The sequence below is a fragment of the Acidiphilium sp. AL genome (assembly GCF_025499445.1).
Classification (GTDB): domain Bacteria; phylum Pseudomonadota; class Alphaproteobacteria; order Acetobacterales; family Acetobacteraceae; genus Acidiphilium; species Acidiphilium iwatense.
Genome location: NZ_JAIMBZ010000004.1, coordinates 103,222 through 120,669, shown reverse-complemented (window position 1 = coordinate 120,669; position 17,448 = coordinate 103,222). Strand labels below are relative to the sequence as shown.

16 protein-coding genes and 1 tRNA gene are annotated in these 17,448 nt (G+C 65.3%); 13 read left to right on the top strand and 4 right to left on the bottom strand.

Annotated elements, in window-relative coordinates:
- Positions 1-12: 12 nt before the first annotated feature.
- The 4 genes from AiwAL_RS04570 to AiwAL_RS04555 all read left to right on the top strand — a co-directional run bounded on the left by AiwAL_RS04570 (position 13) and on the right by AiwAL_RS04555 (position 2,212).
- On the top strand, positions 13-843 hold the full coding sequence (locus tag AiwAL_RS04570; RefSeq protein ID WP_262312198.1) for a shikimate dehydrogenase: 831 nt from the start codon (positions 13-15) through the stop codon (positions 841-843).
- Complete coding sequence (coaE, locus tag AiwAL_RS04565) at positions 840-1,424, top strand: dephospho-CoA kinase (RefSeq protein WP_235702567.1); 585 nt, start codon at positions 840-842, stop codon at positions 1,422-1,424. The genes AiwAL_RS04570 and coaE overlap by 4 nt, the downstream gene beginning before the upstream one ends.
- Positions 1,421-2,095, top strand: coding sequence for a DNA polymerase III subunit epsilon (gene dnaQ / locus AiwAL_RS04560; RefSeq protein ID WP_262312197.1), 675 nt, complete (start codon positions 1,421-1,423; stop codon positions 2,093-2,095). The genes coaE and dnaQ overlap by 4 nt, the downstream gene beginning before the upstream one ends.
- 43 nt (positions 2,096-2,138) lie before the next feature.
- Positions 2,139-2,212 (top strand) — tRNA-Gly (locus AiwAL_RS04555).
- A gap of 237 nt (positions 2,213-2,449) precedes the next feature.
- Here AiwAL_RS04555 and AiwAL_RS04550 read toward each other — a convergent pair.
- Positions 2,450-2,956 carry a DUF2147 domain-containing protein gene (locus AiwAL_RS04550; protein ID WP_262312196.1) on the bottom strand — a complete coding sequence of 169 codons (507 nt, stop codon included), beginning with the start codon at positions 2,954-2,956 and terminating at the stop codon, positions 2,450-2,452.
- Between the two features lie 236 nt (positions 2,957-3,192).
- Here AiwAL_RS04550 and AiwAL_RS04545 point away from each other — a divergent pair, with 236 nt between their 5' ends.
- The 3 genes from AiwAL_RS04545 (at position 3,193) to clpA (ending at position 7,335) form a co-directional block, all read left to right on the top strand.
- Positions 3,193-4,194: a lipid A deacylase LpxR family protein gene (locus AiwAL_RS04545; RefSeq protein WP_235702570.1), complete on the top strand. Its 1,002-nt coding sequence runs from the start codon at positions 3,193-3,195 to the stop codon at positions 4,192-4,194.
- Between the two features lie 280 nt (positions 4,195-4,474).
- Positions 4,475-4,804 (top strand): ATP-dependent Clp protease adapter ClpS, encoded by a 330-nt coding sequence (clpS, locus tag AiwAL_RS04540; RefSeq protein ID WP_235702571.1) that lies wholly within the window; start codon positions 4,475-4,477, stop codon positions 4,802-4,804.
- A gap of 200 nt (positions 4,805-5,004) precedes the next feature.
- Entirely contained in the window at positions 5,005-7,335 is a 2,331-nt protein-coding gene (clpA, locus tag AiwAL_RS04535; protein ID WP_235702572.1) for an ATP-dependent Clp protease ATP-binding subunit ClpA, read from the top strand.
- Positions 7,336-7,609: 274 nt separating this feature from the next.
- Here the strand turns inward: clpA and AiwAL_RS04530 are convergent, their stop codons facing one another.
- On the bottom strand, positions 7,610-8,248 hold the full coding sequence (locus AiwAL_RS04530; protein WP_235702573.1) for a glutathione S-transferase family protein: 639 nt from the start codon (positions 8,246-8,248) through the stop codon (positions 7,610-7,612).
- 264 nt (positions 8,249-8,512) lie between these two features.
- Between AiwAL_RS04530 and aroQ the strand changes: the two genes are divergently transcribed.
- The 5 genes from aroQ to AiwAL_RS04505 all read left to right on the top strand — a co-directional run bounded on the left by aroQ (position 8,513) and on the right by AiwAL_RS04505 (position 13,936).
- Complete coding sequence (gene aroQ, locus AiwAL_RS04525) at positions 8,513-8,962, top strand: type II 3-dehydroquinate dehydratase (protein ID WP_235702574.1); 450 nt, start codon at positions 8,513-8,515, stop codon at positions 8,960-8,962.
- Positions 8,959-9,411: an acetyl-CoA carboxylase biotin carboxyl carrier protein gene (accB, locus tag AiwAL_RS04520; RefSeq protein ID WP_235702575.1), complete on the top strand. Its 453-nt coding sequence runs from the start codon at positions 8,959-8,961 to the stop codon at positions 9,409-9,411. Before aroQ ends, accB begins: the two co-directional genes overlap by 4 nt.
- Before the next feature lie 4 nt (positions 9,412-9,415).
- Entirely contained in the window at positions 9,416-10,756 is a 1,341-nt protein-coding gene (gene accC / locus AiwAL_RS04515; RefSeq protein ID WP_262312195.1) for an acetyl-CoA carboxylase biotin carboxylase subunit, read from the top strand.
- 170 nt (positions 10,757-10,926) lie between these two features.
- Positions 10,927-11,169 carry a hypothetical protein gene (locus AiwAL_RS04510; protein WP_262312194.1) on the top strand — a complete coding sequence of 81 codons (243 nt, stop codon included), beginning with the start codon at positions 10,927-10,929 and terminating at the stop codon, positions 11,167-11,169.
- 13 nt (positions 11,170-11,182) lie between these two features.
- On the top strand, positions 11,183-13,936 hold the full coding sequence (locus AiwAL_RS04505) for a Hint domain-containing protein (RefSeq protein WP_262312193.1): 2,754 nt from the start codon (positions 11,183-11,185) through the stop codon (positions 13,934-13,936).
- Here AiwAL_RS04505 and AiwAL_RS04500 read toward each other — a convergent pair.
- Complete coding sequence (locus AiwAL_RS04500) at positions 13,901-15,703, bottom strand: ABC transporter ATP-binding protein (protein WP_235702579.1); 1,803 nt, start codon at positions 15,701-15,703, stop codon at positions 13,901-13,903. The two genes, AiwAL_RS04505 and AiwAL_RS04500, sit on opposite strands and share 36 nt — an antisense overlap.
- 184 nt (positions 15,704-15,887) lie before the next feature.
- Here AiwAL_RS04500 and AiwAL_RS04495 point away from each other — a divergent pair, with 184 nt between their 5' ends.
- The gene (locus AiwAL_RS04495; RefSeq protein WP_235702591.1) at positions 15,888-16,937 is read left to right on the top strand and encodes a glycosyltransferase family 4 protein; all 1,050 of its coding nucleotides are present in this window, start codon (positions 15,888-15,890) and stop codon (positions 16,935-16,937) included.
- Positions 16,938-16,965: 28 nt separating this feature from the next.
- Here AiwAL_RS04495 and AiwAL_RS04490 read toward each other — a convergent pair whose 3' ends face one another.
- Complete coding sequence (locus AiwAL_RS04490) at positions 16,966-17,277, bottom strand: BrnA antitoxin family protein (RefSeq protein WP_235702580.1); 312 nt, start codon at positions 17,275-17,277, stop codon at positions 16,966-16,968.
- Positions 17,278-17,448 lie beyond the last annotated feature (171 nt).

Sequence of the window (17,448 nt, the reverse complement as noted above, 5' to 3'; positions counted from 1 at the left end):
TCGAAACGGCGCATGGTGCTCTCCGGTCACGCGCGTCTCGCCGGGGTGATCGGCTGGCCGGTCGCCCATTCCCGCTCGCCGCGCCTGCACGGCACCTGGCTCGCGCGTCATGGCATCGACGGCGCCTACCTCCCGCTCCCGATCAGGCCGGAGCATTTTGCCTCATGCGTGGCCGCGCTCGTCCGCATGGGCTTCGCGGGTGCGAACGTGACCATTCCGCACAAAGAAGCCGCCTTCGCCGTGTGCGATGCGCTGGAGGACAGCGCGCGCCGCGCCGGGGCGGTGAATACGCTGATCTTCCGCGACGGAACCATTCTCGGCTCGAACACTGACGGCGCGGGCTTCCTCGCCAATCTGCGCGCCTGCGGCGTCGATCCCGCCGCCGGCCCGGCGCTGATCCTCGGCTCCGGCGGCGCCGCGCGGGCGATCGGTGCCGCGCTGATCGACGCGGGCGCGCCGGTCACGCTGTGCAACCGCACCTGGGATCGCGCGGCCGCTCTCGCGGCGGAACTCCCGGCCCGCGCGCTCGGCTGGGAGCAGCGCCACGCCGCCCTCGCCGATCACGCGCTGGTGGTGAACACCACCGCGCTCGGCATGACGAGGCACGACCCGCTCGATCTTTCGTTCGACCGCGCGTCGCCCGGTCTCGCCGTCGCCGACATCGTCTATGTCCCGCTGGAAACGCCGCTTCTCGCCGCCGCTTCATCCCGCGGCCTGAAAACCGTCGAGGGGCTGGGCATGTTGCTGCATCAGGCGGTGCCCGGTTTCGTCGCCTGGTTCGGCGTCACCCCCACGGTCGATGCCGAGCTCTACCGCATCGTCGCCGCCGATTTCCCGGCATGAAAATCATCGGCCTGACCGGCGGCATCGGCATGGGCAAATCCACCGTCGCGACGGTGTTTCGCCGCAGCGGCATTCCGGTGTTCGACGCCGATGCCACGGTGCGCGCGCTGCAAGTGAAGAACGGCAGAGCCATCCCGCGCATCGCCGCCGCCTTCCCCGATGTGGTGCGGGACGGCGTACTCGACCGCACCGCCCTGCGCGCGCGGATTCTGAGCGATGCCGGCGCGAAACGGCGGCTTGAGGCGATCGTTCACCCGCTGGTCCGCACCGCGGAGCGAAAATTCGTCGCCGCAGCGCGCCGCCGCCACGCGAAAGCGGTGCTTCTCGACATTCCGCTGCTGTTCGAAACCGGCGGCGAGCGGCGGGTCGATCTCGTGATCACCGTCTCCGCCCCGCGCTCGGTGCAGATGGCCCGCGTGCAGCGGCGCGGCCTGCCCATCGCCGACATCGAAGCGATCATCGCCCGCCAGATGCCGGATGCCGAAAAACGCCGCCGCGCCGACGTGGTGATCCGCACCGGCCTGTCGCGCCATCACGCCATCAGCGCGGTCCGCCGCCTGATCCAGGAGATCCTGCCATGACCCGCGCCGTCCTGTTCGATACCGAAACCACCGGCCTCGATCCGCTCAACGGCGACCGGGTGATCGAAGTCGCGGCGATCGAACTGCATAACGATCTGCCGACTGGCAAGGTCTTCCACACCCTGATCGACCCGGAACGCGAAATCCCGTCCGATGCCAGCCGCATCCACGGCATCACCAGCGCCGATGTCGCGGGGAAGCCCAAATTCGCCGCGATCGCCGCCGATTTGCTCGCCTTCTTCGGCGACGCTCCCTTGGTCGCCCATAACGCGGCGTTCGATTTCGGCTTTCTCGACGCCGAATTCGGCCGTATCGGCCGCCCAGCGCTCGACCCGGCGCGCATGATCGACACGCTGGCGCTCGCCAAGACGCGATTTCCCGGCATGCCGAACAACCTCGATGCGCTGTGCCGGCGCTTCGAGATCGACCTCACCGCCCGCACCACCCATAACGCGCTGCTCGACTGCAAATTGCTCGCCGATGTCTATGTCGAACTCACCGGCGGCCGCCAGCGCGGCTTCGACCTCAACGCCGATTCCGCCGCTCTCGCCCTGGTCGAATACCGGCACGACGCGACGCGCACCCCGCGCCGCATGGCGGTGAATGCCGCCGAGGCCGAGGCCCATGCCGCTTTCGTCGCGGCGATGAAGGCGCCGGTCTGGCAGCGCTGAGCCAGTTGCGCCGCGCGCCGCGCCGACTTACAACCGCCGCAGCGCGGGTATGATGTAATGGTAGCCTGTCAGCTTCCCAAGCTGAATGCGCGGGTTCGATTCCCGCTACCCGCTCCAGCCCGACACTCAGCGACTCACGGTCAATTCCGGCGGTTATACCAACCGCCGTTGCCTACGACTCACGCCTGACGCCAACTCGTCATTGCGAGCGAAGCGAAGCAATCCAGCTTTTTCGGGTAAAATACAGAAAAAATGGATTACCTCCGCGTTGTTCCAGCAATTCCTTGGATTGCCGGAACCTTTCGGCGCTTCGCCACGCCTGCTGACGCCTGCTCGCAATGACGGGGTGATGGGTCATTGTCCAGGGCGGCCGGTATTATTTGTCCGAACCTCGGATCCGGCGGTTTGCGCCCGATCGATCCGGCAGGATCGCGGCACGGTGCCCTCATAGCGCATCCAATGCTGGGTCTCGCCGAACACCGGCAGGCCGAGATAGCCACGCAGCGCGAGCTCTCCCGTCCGCGTCACCTGGAATTCGGCGTGATAGGCGCTGCCGTTGCGCGGATCGACGATGCGCCCGTGCCATTCGGCACCGGACCGGGTGACGGAGGGGCGGATCAGCTCGAAGCCGCACTGGCTCCTTCCCTGCCAGTCCATCGGCATCGCATCGCCATGATCGAGCACGATCCCGACGATATGCCCGCACAGCCCCGTCCCGCCGGCACAGGGCGCGATCCGCACCACGGCGCCGCCGCGCCCAGTCAGCCAGTCCCCCTCCGGGGATCGCGGCAGCGCGGCCAGGGCGAGCGAGGCCCAGAGCATTCCGGTCATCGTCAGCACTATCAGGGCAATGCGTCTCATCGCCATTATCCGATCGAATTCGCCATCGCGACGATAACATAGTTTACGATCGCGGCGGTGAAACCGATGCTTCGCGCATGGGTTCCATGCCGCCGATGTCATCATTTTTCACCGTCCCGTGACGGAATCGGCGCAGCCATCTTGCATCCGGCGCGCGGTGAGCCATACAAAAGGACAATATTTCGTAACCTTTCGGGCGCGTCCCGCGGCCGATCCATCGTCCCAGGACGTCCCGCATGACCAAAAATCTGGCGCTGATCGCCTGTTGTGCCGTGCCGCTGCTGAGCCTGGCTCCGCTAACCGCGCAAGCGGGGCAGGGGTTTCCCTCCGGTATCTGGACCATCCAGGACGAAAACGCCTCGATCAGCACCCAGAGCCTGACCGACCGCTATTACGTCAACGGGCTGCATATCGGCTGGACCTCGCACCGAGGCGACGTGCCGTCCTTTCTCGCCGGTCTCGGCCACGTGGTCTGGGGCGACGGCACCCAGCGCGTCAGCATCGGCGTGACGCAGAAAATCTTCACCCCGGCGGCGACGCAACTGGCCGATCCGCCGCTGAACGACGAACCCTATGCCGGCTATCTCGCCGCCACGCTCGGGCTGATCCAGGATACATCCACCACGCGCAGCGTTCTGGCGGTCAGCGCCGGCGTGGTCGGGCGCGATGCCGGGGCGGAAATCGTGCAGAACGGGTTCCATTCGGTCATCGGCCAGAACGGCACCCATGGCTGGGCCCATCAGCTCCCCAGCGAGCCGGCCTTCGACATTCTCGTCTCGCGCACCTGGCGCGTCCCGCTCGGCCGCTTCGGCAACGGGATCGAGGCGGATGCGCTGCCCCAATTGTCCGGCATGATCGGCACCACCGAGATTTACGCCCAGCCCGCCGTCACCTTCCGCATCGGCGAGGGGCTGAACTCGGATTTCGGCACACCGCTGCTGCGCCCCGGCCCGTCGGGGTCGGATGCGTATCGCCCGACGCGGCCTTTCGTCTGGTATGTGTTCGGCGGCATCGCCGGCAAGCTGGTCGGCCATGACGAATTCCTGCAAGGCGCGGATTTCCAGACCAGCCGCTCGGTGGACCCGTATCGCGCGGTCGGCCAGATCGAGGCGGGGGTCGCGATCATCTGGCGCGGCCTGCGCTTCAGCTACACTCAGGTATTCCAGACGCGGCGCTTCCACGGCCAGATCGGCGGCATCCACGAATACGGCTCGCTCGCCGTCTCCGCGCGGTTCTGATGGCCGAAGGCGGCGGCATGGCGGCCCGATCCGCCGCCACGCGCCGCCGGCCGCGCAAAAATTCCCCTTCCCCAAGCGCCTGCTGGTGAATATGCTAGTGTGGTGGTTCTGAAGTTCTACGTATTCGCGGTGGTGATTTTAGGAACTTCAGAACCAAAAACTACACTAGAATCATACGTTTGCTAGTGTCCTCTCGATTCGGAAGTTCGTAAAACGCCTCAATCAGCACCAACGAACCTCCGAATCGGGACACTAGCGGGGTGAGGATGAGATAGGATCGATGTCTGGCTCGGATCGTCGCGGAACTGGCAATGGCCTGGGCACCGGGGTTGCAACCCGGACTCGGATCAAGACGCGCAAGCCCGCGCTCTATAAGGTCCTGATGCTGAACGACGACTACACCCCGATGGAGTTCGTCATTCACGTTCTTGAGCGCTTCTTCTCGAAAAGCCGCGAAGAAGCGACCCGGATCATGCTTCATGTGCACCGGCGCGGCGTCGGCGTCTGCGGCGTCTTTACCTACGAGATCGCCGAGACCAAGGTGACCCAGGTGATGGACCTGGCCCGCCAGAGCCAGCACCCGCTGCAATGCACGATCGAAAAAGAATGAACGAAACGGATGACAGGACATTGATGCATGGATGACCTGATGCCGGTCATCGTTGCGAAAGATTTTTCCGATATCATGTCATCGCTATGATACACTGCCACGGAGCGCCGTGGCCGATTTCGCGGTCCTGCGGGCCGCTGCGGGCTTGACCAGGGCGGCAGGGGCCGTCTGCCGGAAGCCCGGCTGGGAGTGAATTGGATATGCTGTCTCGCAACCTGGAACAGACGCTGCATCGTTCCCTGGCCTTCGCGGCCGAGCGGCGCCACGAATACGCGACGCTCGAGCACCTGCTGCTCGGCCTGATCGACGACGCCGACGCGCTGACCGTGCTGCGGGCTTGCGGCGTCGATATCGAACGCCTCCGCCGCGAAGCCACCGAATTTCTCGACAAGGACCTCGCCGGCCTCGCGACCGACCGCGCCGGCGACCCCAAGCCCACCGCCGGCTTCCAGCGAGTGGTGCAGCGCGCGGCGATCCATGTGCAATCCTCCGGCCGCGACGAGGTCACCGGCGCCAACGTGCTGGTCGCCCTGTTCTCCGAGCGCGAGAGCCATGCGGTCTATTTCCTCCAGGCGCAGGACATGACGCGGCTGGACGCGGTGAACTTCATCAGCCACGGCATCGCCAAATCGCCGGGCCGCTCGGTGCCGCGCACCCCCTCGGGCAGTAGCACGGACGGGCCGGAGGCCGAGGCCGAGCAGAAACCCAAGCGAGGCCAGGACGCGCTCGCCAATTACTGCGTCAACCTCAATAAAAAGGCGCAGGCCGGCAAGATCGACCCGCTGATCGGCCGCGAGTTGGAAATCGAGCGGACCATCCAGATTCTCTGCCGCCGGTCGAAGAACAACCCGCTCTTCGTGGGCGATCCCGGCGTCGGCAAGACCGCGATCGCCGAGGGCCTCGCCAAGCGCATCGTCGATGGCGAGGTGCCCGACGTGCTCGCCAAATCCACCATCTACGCGCTCGACATGGGCGCCCTGCTCGCCGGCACCCGCTATCGCGGCGATTTCGAGGAACGGCTGAAAGCCGTGGTCTCCGAACTCGAAGCCATGCAGGGCGCGGTGCTGTTCATCGACGAGATCCACACCGTGATCGGCGCGGGCGCCACCTCGGGCGGGGCGATGGATGCATCGAACCTGCTCAAGCCGGCCCTCGCCTCGGGCACGCTGCGCTGCATCGGCTCGACCACCTACAAGGAATTCCGCACCTATTTCGAGAAGGACCGCGCCCTGGTCCGGCGCTTCCAGAAAATCGACGTGAACGAACCCTCGATCGACGATGCGGTGAAAATCCTGCGCGGCCTGAAATCGACCTACGAAAAACACCACAAGGTCCGCTACACCGACGATGCGATCCGCGCCTCGGTCGAGCTTTCCGCCAAATACATCCACGACCGTAAACTGCCGGACAAGGCGATCGACGTGATCGACGAGGTCGGCGCCTCGCGGATGCTGCTGCCGGAGGCAAAGCGCCGCAAGACCGTCACCTTGCGCGATGTCGAGGAGATCGTCGCGAAAATCGCGCGGATTCCACCCAAATCGGTCTCGGCGGACGATAAGGAAACCCTGCGCACCCTGGAACGCGACCTGAAATCCATGGTGTTTGGCCAGGATTCCGCGATCGAGGCGCTGGCGGCGGCGATCAAGCTCGCCCGCGCCGGGCTGCGCGAGCCGGAAAAGCCGATCGGCTGCTACCTGTTCTCCGGCCCCACCGGCGTCGGCAAGACCGAGGTGGCGCGGCAACTGGCGAGCACGCTGGGCATCGAACTCACCCGGTTCGATATGTCCGAATACATGGAGCGTCACTCGATCTCGCGGCTGATCGGCGCCCCGCCCGGCTATGTGGGCTTCGACCAGGGCGGGTTGCTGACCGACGCGATCGACCAGCACCCGCATTGCGTGCTCCTGCTCGACGAGATCGAGAAAGCCCACCCGGACCTGTTCAACATCCTGCTCCAGGTCATGGATCACGGCAAACTGACCGATCATAACGGCAAGAACGTCGATTTCCGCAACGTGATTCTCATCATGACCACCAATGCCGGTGCGGCGGACATGGCCAAGGCCGCCATTGGTTTCGGGCGAGAAGTCCGCGTCGGCGAGGACGAGGAAGCGATCAAGCGGATGTTCACGCCGGAATTCCGCAACCGGCTGGACGCGACGATCGGCTTCTCCGGCCTTACGCCGGAAATCGTCGCGCGCGTGGTCGAAAAATTCGTCATGCAGCTCGAGGCGCAGTTGGCCGACCGCAACGTGACCATCGAACTCTCCTCGGCGGCCAAGGAATTCCTCGCCGAACGCGGCTACGATCCGCTCTATGGCGCTCGCCCGCTCGCCCGTGTCATTCAGGAACTCATCAAGAAACCGCTGGCCGAGGAATTGCTGTTCGGCAAGCTGGTGACCGGCGGCGCGGTCAAGGTCAGCTTCCGGGACGGCGCCCTGGCGTTCGACATCGCCGAGGCGCCGCGAGCCGCCCTGCCGAAACCCGACAGCGACCAGGAAGAATCAATTCCGCCGCAGGAAGTGCAATAACCACACTAGGCTTAAATGTTTGCTAGTGTCCTTTCGATTCGGAAGTTCGTAAACCGCCTTTATCAGCACTAACGAACTTCCGAATCGGGACACTAGAGCGACATCCGATCAGATGGAATCATCTGATCGGATCAAGGTGTTCTCTAAAACAATGAGATAGAGCATTATCCGCGAGCAATGCGAACGGAAAATGTTCTGGCGCAATATGGCTTTAAGCGATCCCCAAAGCCACCCGCCCATGGACACCAAAAGACGCTTGATCAAACCGGATATTCTAGGCTTCGTCCGCCGCCGCGAAATTCCGCTGCCAGACCGAAGCGAGGCGGGGGTTGGAGTCGGTTTGGGCCGCGATCGCGGCGAGCTTCGGGCAGTGTTCGGCGAACCAGGCACGACGCGGCCGCCAGTGAGTCATGATCGCGAGGTAGATGTCGAGCGCGGAGAGCCGGTCGCCGAGGAAATAGGGCGTGCCGGCGGTCTGTTCGACGACGCGCCAGAGCCGTTGCGCGTAGGCGTCGACCGCGTCGCGGAACCCGGCGCGGGCGGCTTCGTGGGCGACGAAGCGGGCGGGATCGTCGGCGTAGGTGAAGGTCGGGTAGAGATTGGCGACCAGGAAAACCAGCCAGCGCAAAAAGCCGGGGCGGAGCGGATCGCCCGGCGCCGGCACCAGCGAATCGGTTTTGGTGACATCGGCGAAATGCAGGGTGATCGCCGCACTTTCGGTCATCACCGTGCCGTCGGGCAGCACCAGGGTGGGGATTTGCGCGAGCGGGTTGACCAGGGTGAGGCGTTCGCGCGCCGCCGAATCCTCGAACAGGTCGCCCACCGTTTCGATCCGGTATGGCAGGCCGTACCAATCGAGCTGGACTTCAGCGAGGGCGGAGCCCCAGCCGGGGCGAGCATAGAGCAGATACATGGCAGCACTCCAGATGGAATGTTCAGAATCGAAGGCGAATGGTCACGGCCGGGCCGGGCGGGTCGATTCTGTCATGGTCGCATCCAGCGGTCCAGCCGCTCCGGCATGGATGGCTTCCACCTTCGTTGCCATTCCAACGATGCTGCGCATCGCCGGAACCTTGGCAACTCCGCCTTCGCGTGACGCTTGGCGTCGCCATGACGCGCTTAAAATAGGTGCGGGGCAAAAGTTGGCCGGGGCGGAGGGGTGTGCTAGGCGGCGCGGATGGCGGAACCTTTGATTGCCGTTCTGAACGGTCCCAACCTCAATCTGCTCGGGCTGCGCGAGCCGGAGATCTACGGCATCCAGACGCTCGACGACCTGGAGGCGGTGTGCGCCGAGGCGGGCGAGCAACTCGGCCTGGCGATCGATTTCCGCCAGACCAACGGCGAGGGCGAGCTGATTACCTGGGTGCATGAGTGCCGGGGCCGGGCCGCGGGGATCGTGATCAATCCGGCTGGGTATTCGCATACCTCGGTCGCGCTGATGGACGCGCTACACGCGGTCGAGCTGCCCGTGATCGAGGTGCATTTGTCCAACATTCATCAGCGCGAGGCGTTTCGCCACCATTCCTATGTGTCCCGCGCCGCTCGGGGCGTGATTTGCGGGTTGGGGTTTTCCGGGTATCGGCTGGCGTTGCAGGCGATCGCCGAGATTGTGGAGCAGGAAGCATGAGTTTGTCCTTCGACCCCGAAAAGCTGCGCGAGCTGGCGGCGCTACTGAACGAGAGCGGGCTGGCCGAGATCGAGCTGGAGGAAGGCGATCGACGGCTGCGGCTGGCGCGCGCGATGCCGCAGCAGATGGCGATGCCGGCGATGGCGGCGCACCCCGCGCCAATTCCGGCGGCGCCGACGGCTGCCGCGACGGCGATGGCGGATTTCGCGGCGCATCCGGGGGCGGTGAAGTCGCCGATGGTGGGGGTCGCCTATCTGGCGCCGGAGCCGAACGCGCCGCCGTTCATCAGCGTGGGGCAGAGCATCGAGGCCGGGCAGACACTGTTGCTGATCGAGGCGATGAAGACCTTCAACCAGATCAAGGCGCCGCGCGCCGGCACGGTGCGCCAGATTCTGATTTCCGCCGGCCAGCCGGTGGAATACGACGAACCGCTGGTTATTTTAGAATAACGCCGTGTTTTCGAAGATCCTGATCGCCAATCGCGGCGAGATCGCGCTTCGGGTGCAGCGCGCGTGCCGCGAGATGGGCATCGCCACGGTCGCCGTGCATTCCACCGCCGATAGCGAGGCGATGCATGTCAGGCTCGCCGACGAGAGCGTGTGCATCGGGCCGCCCGCGGCACGGGAGAGCTATCTGAACATGCCGGCGATTTTGTCGGCGGCGCTGATCACCGGGGCGGAGGCGATCCATCCGGGGTACGGGTTTCTGTCGGAAAACGCCGATTTCGCCGAGATGGTCGAGGCGCACGGGCTCGCCTTCATCGGCCCCTCGCCCACCCATATCCGCATGATGGGCGACAAGATCACCGCCAAGACGACGATGGCGGAGCTGGGCGTGCCGCTGGTGCCGGGATCGGACGGCGAGGTGGCGGATGCAGCGGCGGCGCGGGCGGTGGCGGAGCGGATCGGCTGTCCGGTGCTGGTGAAGGCGGCGGCGGGCGGCGGCGGGCGCGGCATGAAAGTGGCGCGCACGCTCGGCGAGGTCGAGGAGGCGTTTTCGCTGGCGCGCGCCGAGGCAGCGGCGGCGTTCGGCAACAATGCCGTCTATATCGAGAAATATCTCGACCGGCCCCGCCATGTCGAGTTGCAGGTGCTGGGCGACAATCACGGCAATGTGGTGCATTTCGGCGAGCGCGACTGTTCGCTGCAGCGGCGGCACCAGAAAGTGCTTGAGGAAGCCGGATCGCCGGGGATCACGCCTGAAGAACGGGAAACCCTGGGTTCGATCGCAACGGCGGCGTTGCAGAAATTCGGCTACCGGAATGCCGGCACGCTGGAGTTTCTGTATCAGGACGGGCAGTTCGCCTTCATCGAGATGAATACGCGGCTGCAGGTCGAGCATCCGGTGACCGAGATGGTCGCCGAGGTCGACCTCGTGCGCGAGCAGATCCGCATCGCCGCCGGCGAGACGCTGGGTTACGGCCAGGCGGATGTGGTGCTGTCGGGCCACGCGATCGAATGCCGGATCACCGCCGAGGACCCGGAGACATTCGCGCCGTCGCCGGGGCTGGTGTCGATGTTTCATCCGCCGGGCGGGTTGGGCGTGCGGATCGATTCCGCGCTCTATGCCGGGTATCGGGTGCCGCCGCATTACGACAGCCTGGTGGCGAAGCTGGTGGTGCATGGGCGCGACCGGCCCGAGGCGATCGCGCGGATGCGCCGGGCGCTGGAGGAGTTCGCGATCGCCGGGATCAAGACGACGATCCCGCTGCACCGGCGCATCCTGGACGACGCCTCGTTCAACGCGGGCGACTACACCATCCATTGGCTGGAGCGGTTCGTCGCGGGCGGGTAGGTTGCAATCTTGGATTGTTTTGACGACTCCGTGAGGTGTGGAGCGGGCTTTATCATTTTTTTTCCGTTTCGAGCGATCCCGGTGTTAAGGTCCGAATAACCACTTTTTAATATGGTGCTGGCCGGGATCGCCCGCCGCTAGAAAAGGGCGCCCGTTTCGGGAGGCCGACAATGAGCGGACGAACGACAATCGACCATGCGTCACTGACGCTGGCCAATACCGGTATTGCCGGAGTTCCGGCCGATAACGTGACGATTGAGGCTGGCATTGGATCGGCGGTCAATCTCGACGGCGTAAACAATCTGTTCGTCAACGAGGGTGTGTTCGAGAGTGGCGGAACGCCGATCGACGCCGTTGCCGCGACCCTGCCCTATCCGCCCGCCACCGCGCCGAAGCCTCGCCGCATCCTCTAGGGAGATCGTTGTCATGTCCGGGTCAAACACCGTCGTTGCTACCGAAACCCTGACAAGCGGCGCCACGACCGTCAGTGCGCCGGTGACGCGGACGATATCGGGCGGGCTGTCCAATTCGGGAACACCAACGATCACCACGGTAATGTATGTGCCGGTGGGCGTCGAGGTGACCATCACCAATAACAGTACAATCGAGATCTCCGGGCAGGCCACCGAGGATCGGGTGAAAACCGGGCCATTCTATGCGATCAATTACGATGAGGGGATTGGCCTGCAGGTGACGGGGACGTTGTCCACCGTGATCAATAACGGGAAGATCGTCAGCGACACGACGTTGTTCGTGCCTAATGGACTCACGACCTATAATGTCTATGGCATCGGCCTCAGCGTGCAGGCTGGCAAGGTCGTCAACGCGGCCGGGGCGCTGATCTATGGTGTCGGCGACGGCGCCGCGCTGCTGGCGAGCACCATGACCAATTACGGTACGGTCATGGGGCATAAGGGTGCAGGCAATCTCGGCGTGATCATGCAAGCGAGCGGGGTTTCCAATGCGGCCAGCGCGGTGATCGCCGGCGGATATCTGGGAATTTATGAACAATTCTTCGAAGTCGGCGGGACGGTCTTCGCCAGCACGGTGGTCAATTCCGGGCTGATCGAGGCGACGGGCCTTAACGGCGCGGGTACTGGCGCCGCGATTCTCGGCGGGAATCTGACCAATGCGAAGGGTGGCACGATCCTCGGCTTCAGCGCTGGTGCGGTGTATGCCACCGGTGCCGTGCTCGGCAAAGGCAATACGCTGACTAATGACGGGCTGATCAGCCTGACCGGCACCCTTGGCGATGGCGTGGAGGCGCTGTTCGGGACGCTGATCAATCAGGCCAATGGCACGATCGCGGGCGTCAAGCTCGGTTCGACGATTTCGTCGGGGACGCTGCAGAATAGCGGGTTGATCGCGCCGCCGCTGACCAACGTCGCAGGGGTATTTGTCAACGCCGGCAGCGGCACGAATTTTTCCGGCGGTGTGATCGAGGCGGATCATTATGGCGTGGCGATCGGGGCTTATTCGGCGACGGCCTCGTTCAGCAATGCGGGCACGATCGAAGCCATCGCGACGAATGCGGGCGAAGGCGTGTTCCTCGATCAGGGCAGTTTCGCCAACCAGGCCACCGGGACGGTAAGCGGGTATAAGGGCATTGTCGGCAACACGCTCGCGATCAGCCTGTATAATGACGGGATCGTGGCGGCTGACGGCACCAAGGCGGCGGGTGTCGCGTTCACCTTGGGCACGCTGGTCAATGACGGGGTGATTGGCGGTGCGACGGCTGTAGCGGTGGCAGGAACCGCGACGGTTTCGATCGTGGATGCCGGCGCGCTCGCCTCGACCCTGGGCACGTTAGGGATGGCGCTTACCGACCCTTCGGGCGCGGTCGCGCTTACGCTCGATCCAGGAGCGTCGCTCGTTGGGTCGGTGGTGCTGGATGCGACGGCGGAGAGTGAACTCGTCCTGGCCTCGGCAACCAGTGCCGGATCGCTCACGGGCTTGGGGGAAACGATCACCGGCTTTGCCGATATCAGTTTCGCGTCCGGCGCGAGCTGGACGATCGAGGGTGATTCGGCGGGCCTCGCGGCCGGGCAGACCATTTCCGGCTTCGCGCAACACGACACGATCGTGCTCGACAGCTTCGCCGCGACGTCCGACAGTTTCGTGAGCGGAACCGGGCTGGAGCTGACCAGCGGATCGAGCACGATCACGCTGGATATCACCGGCAGCTTCACCACGAGCGATTTCGCGGTGACCGACCCGCCCACGAATACGACGATCGCGCTCGTCCCACCTTGTTTTGTAGCTGGCACGCACATCCTGACGGCAACGGGCGAGGTCGCGGCCGAGGATTTGCGCGAGGGCGACCGGGTGGTGCTGCATGGCGGCGGGACGGCGCCGGCCAAATGGATCGGGCGACGCCGGCTCGATCTGCGGCGGCATCCTAGGCCCGAGACGGTCCGGCCGATCCTGATCGAGGCCGGGGCGATCTGCGGCGGCGTGCCGAAGCGCGACCTGCTGGTTTCGCCGGATCATGCCTTGTTCCTGGACGGGCATCTGATCCCGGCGAAGGCGCTGGAGAACGGCGCGACGATAAGGCAGGTGGCGCGACGCGGCGTGACCTATTTCCATGTCGAGCTTGAGCATCACGCGGCGCTCTACGCCGAGGGGTGCCCGGCGGAGAGCTATTTGGAGACCGGCAATCGCGGCGCGTTCGAGAATGGCGGCGTGGCGATGGTGCTGCATCCCGATCTCGCGCAAGTGTTGCGCGAAGTGGAGGGATTTGCGCCGTTCGCCGAAAGCGGCGCCGTGGTCGAGGCGGTGCGGGCGCGTTTGATCGCGCGGGCGGGGATCGAGACTACCGACGATCCTGGGCTGACGATCCGTTACCGCCGCGATGGCTCTGCGGTCATCGAGAGCCGGAGCGCGATCCCCGGCCATCTGATGCCCGATCCGCGCGACCGGCGGATGCTGGGGGTGAAGATCGCGGCGCTACGCGCCGGCGGGGCCGATATCCGGCTCGACCATCCGCTTCTGGCGCAGGGATGGCACGACGCGGAGCCGGACGGGCGATGGACCGATGGACGGGCTGTCGTGCCTGTCGCATTGCTGGGCGGCAGGCGTGATCTGTCGGTGCGTTTGTCGGGAACGGTCCGATATCCACTCGAATGCCGGGTTGAGGGGCGCCGGTCAGGCGGCGATGATGTGCAGCCCCTGATGGCGTAGCAGGTCGCGATAGGGGCCGGGACGGCGGGCGAGAACGCTGGGCGCGCCGTCGTCGATGATGCTTCCGTCCTCCATGACCACGATGCGGTCGAAGTCGCGCAGGGTGGAGAGCCGGTGCGCCACCGCGATGACGGTGCGGCCGGCGGCGAGCTTGTCCAGCGCTTCCTGAACCCCGGCCTCGGATTCCGAATCCAGCGCCGAGGTCGCTTCGTCGAGCAGCAGGATCGGCGCGTCGCGCAGGAAGGCGCGGGCGATGGCGATGCGCTGGCGCTGGCCGCCGGAGAGTTTCATGCCGCGTTCGCCGACCAGGGTTTTGTAGCCGTCGGGCAGGGTTTCGATGAAGGCATCGGCATGGGCGGCGCGGGCGGCCTCGCGGACCTCGCGGTCGGAGGCGCCGGGCTTGCCGTAGCGGATGTTTTCCAGCACCGAGCGGTGGAAGAGCTGGACATCCTGCGAGACGACCGAGATCGCGTCGGCGAGGCTGGCGCGGCTGAGGCTCGCGATATCCGCGCCGTCGATCAGGATGCGGCCGCGCTCGACATCGTATTGGCGCTGCAGCAGGGCGAGCAGGGTGGTTTTGCCCGAGCCGGAGCGGCCGACCAGGCCGACCCGCTCGCCGGGGGCGATTTCGAGGGAGAACCGGCGCAGCACCGGCCGCGCGCCGGCATAGTCGAAATCGATATCGTCGAACCGGACGCCGCCATGCGGGGCTTCGAGCGCGGGGGCCGAGGGATCGTCCGGCATGTCGTGCGGGACGAGGAGCGAGGTCAGCGCGTCGTTGAGGCGCGCCCAGTCTTGCACCATCTCGACCAGGGCGACCGCGAGGTCGCGGGTGCCGTGCAGCACGGTGAAACCGAGGGTGGCGATCAGAACCACGTCGCCGGGGGTGGCGAGGCCATGCACCCAGCGCGTCAGCGCCCAGGCCAGCAGGCAGGCGGTGAGGCCGGCCGTGGTGACTGCGTGGAAGATGCGGAGTTTTTCGAGATAGCGCAGGCTGTCGCGGCGGGCGGACATTTCGCGGTCGACATCGGCGGCGAAGCGGTGGCGCTCGCGCAAGGAGGCGCCGAAGGCGCGCACCACGCCGACATTGTTGATGACATCGACCAGCTCGCCATCGACCGTGGCGGCGGCGGTGGCGTATTCGTGATGCAGGGAGCGGCCGGCATCGGCCATTTTCGCGAGGATGAGGCCGAGCACGACGGCGACGCCGACCAGCACGGCGCCCATCAGCGGATCGACCGTGGCGATGACGCCGATCGCGCCGAGCACGCCGAACAGCGGCGGCAGCACGTTCCAGGCGGTGAGGCTTTCGATGCGGAACACCGCGTTGCCGGTGGCGGAGATCCGGCCGGCGAGCATGCCGGGCCGGCGCTCGGCGAAATAGCCGGGCGCGTGGCCGAGCAGGTGGTCGAACAGGGTGCGGCGCAGATCGCCGGTGACCGCGACGAAGCTGCGCGCCGCCATCCAGCCGCCGACCCGCCAGGACAGGTTGTCGGCGGCGATCAGCCCGGCGAGCACGGCAAAGGCGCCCCAGATGGCGCCGGTATTGTGCCGGGCCAGCACGTCCACCATGTTCTTGATGGCATATTGCGAGCCGACGGCGCAGCCGACCGCCGTGACAACCGAGAGAAAAATGACCAGATGGCCAAGTTTATGCTTGCCGATCGCGCGCAGGATGAAGCGCAGCGGCCGTCGCTCGATCGTGCCGGGAGCGACCTCCGGCGGGTTCACGAATTTTTCATCCGATACGATCCGTAAACCGGGCATCGGCGCTGTCCCTTCGGATTTCGGGGATTTCGGCGGCGCTTTCGTCTGTGCATCTGACATGGTTCGCAGTGTGCGGCGCAATGCGGCAGCAATAGGGCAGGGGTGCCAAATCTTTGCCGCATCGAGCCCAGAACTCTGCTCGCGTGGTTGAAAATGCAGCCTCATTCACAGGAGTTTGATGACGATGCGAATTGCGCAGATTGCACCTTTGACCGAGGCGGTGCCTCCGAAACTTTATGGCGGGACCGAACGGGTCGTCTCGTTCCTGACCGAGGAACTGGTCGCGATGGGTCACGACGTGACGTTGTTCGCGAGCGGCGATTCGGTGACGCGGGCCAAGCTGGAAGCGGTGTGGCCGCGCGCGCTGCGGCTCGATCCGACGATCCGCGATTTCATGGGCCCGCATATGCTGCTGATGGAGCGGGTGCGGCAGCTGGCACGCGAGTTCGACGTGCTGCATTTCCACATGGATTACTGGCCGGCCTCGCTGTTTTCGCGCCAGGCGGTGCCGTTCCTGACCACGCTGCACGGCAGGCTCGATCTGCCGGAGCTGAAGCCGGTCTATGCCGGGCTGCCGGAGATGAACCTGGTGTCGATTTCCGACAGCCAGCGCGAGAAGCTGCCGGAAGGCAATTTCGTCGCGACGGTCCATCACGGGCTGCCCGAACATTTGCTGACGCCGATGCCCGTCGAGCAATCCTATGTCGCGTTCCTGGGGCGGATCTGCCCGGAGAAGCGGCCGGACCGGGCGATCCGCATCGCGCGGGCGGCAGGGATTCCGCTGAAACTCGCGGCGAAGGTCGACCGGGCCGATGTCGAGTATCACGAGGAACATATCCGGCCGATGCTGGGGCCGGATGCCGAGCTGATCGGCGAGATCGACGACCGGGCGAAGCCGGATTTTCTGTCCGGCGCGCGCGCACTGCTGATGCCGATCGATTGGCCGGAGCCGTTCGGGCTGGTGATGATCGAGGCGATGGCGTGCGGCACCCCGGTGATCGCCTATGACCATGGCTCGGTGCCGGAGATCGTCGAGGACGGGGTGACCGGGTTCATCGTGAAGGACGAGGCGGAGGCGGTGAGCGCTTTGCTGCGGGTGGCGGCGCTGCCGCGCACGCGCATCCGCGCCGAGTTCGAGCGGCGCTTCACCGCGCGTCGGATGGCCGAGGATTATCTCGACATGTATGAACAGCTCATGGTGCCGCGCAGCGAAAGGCTGCGGCTGGTGGGTTGATTTTTTGCCGGGAAATCCCGCTCCTGGTTCAGGGGCGGGATTTTTGCTTGAGCTGCATGAAGGCGCGCAGGGCGGCGTTCATCCGGCTCTGATAACCCGGTCCCTGGCGCTTGAACCAGTCGATCACGTCGGCGTCGATGCGCAGCGACAGCAGCGCCTTGGGAATCGGGCGGACCGCTTCGGCGGTTGCGAGCCAGACATCGGAAATGCCGGCGAAATCGGGATCGGATGCGATATCCCGCGCCAGCTCCGCCTCGGACTTGGCGCGGACTCGGGCGAGGTCGGAGCGGCTTTCGCCGCGTGCCTTCATCGCGCGCAATTCAGTGGCCGAAAATTTCATGGTTTGTGACCTTTTTTATCCTGCCGCGCTCCTGGCTGCTTGTAGCTACAATATATAGCTATTTTATTTTCGTGCAAGAGCTTTGAGCGCTTCCATGGATGGATCGCTTCGCCTTCGGCTCGCGATGACCTCATTTGGCGAGGGTTTCCTGGTTCGGCTGGAAGAGGATCG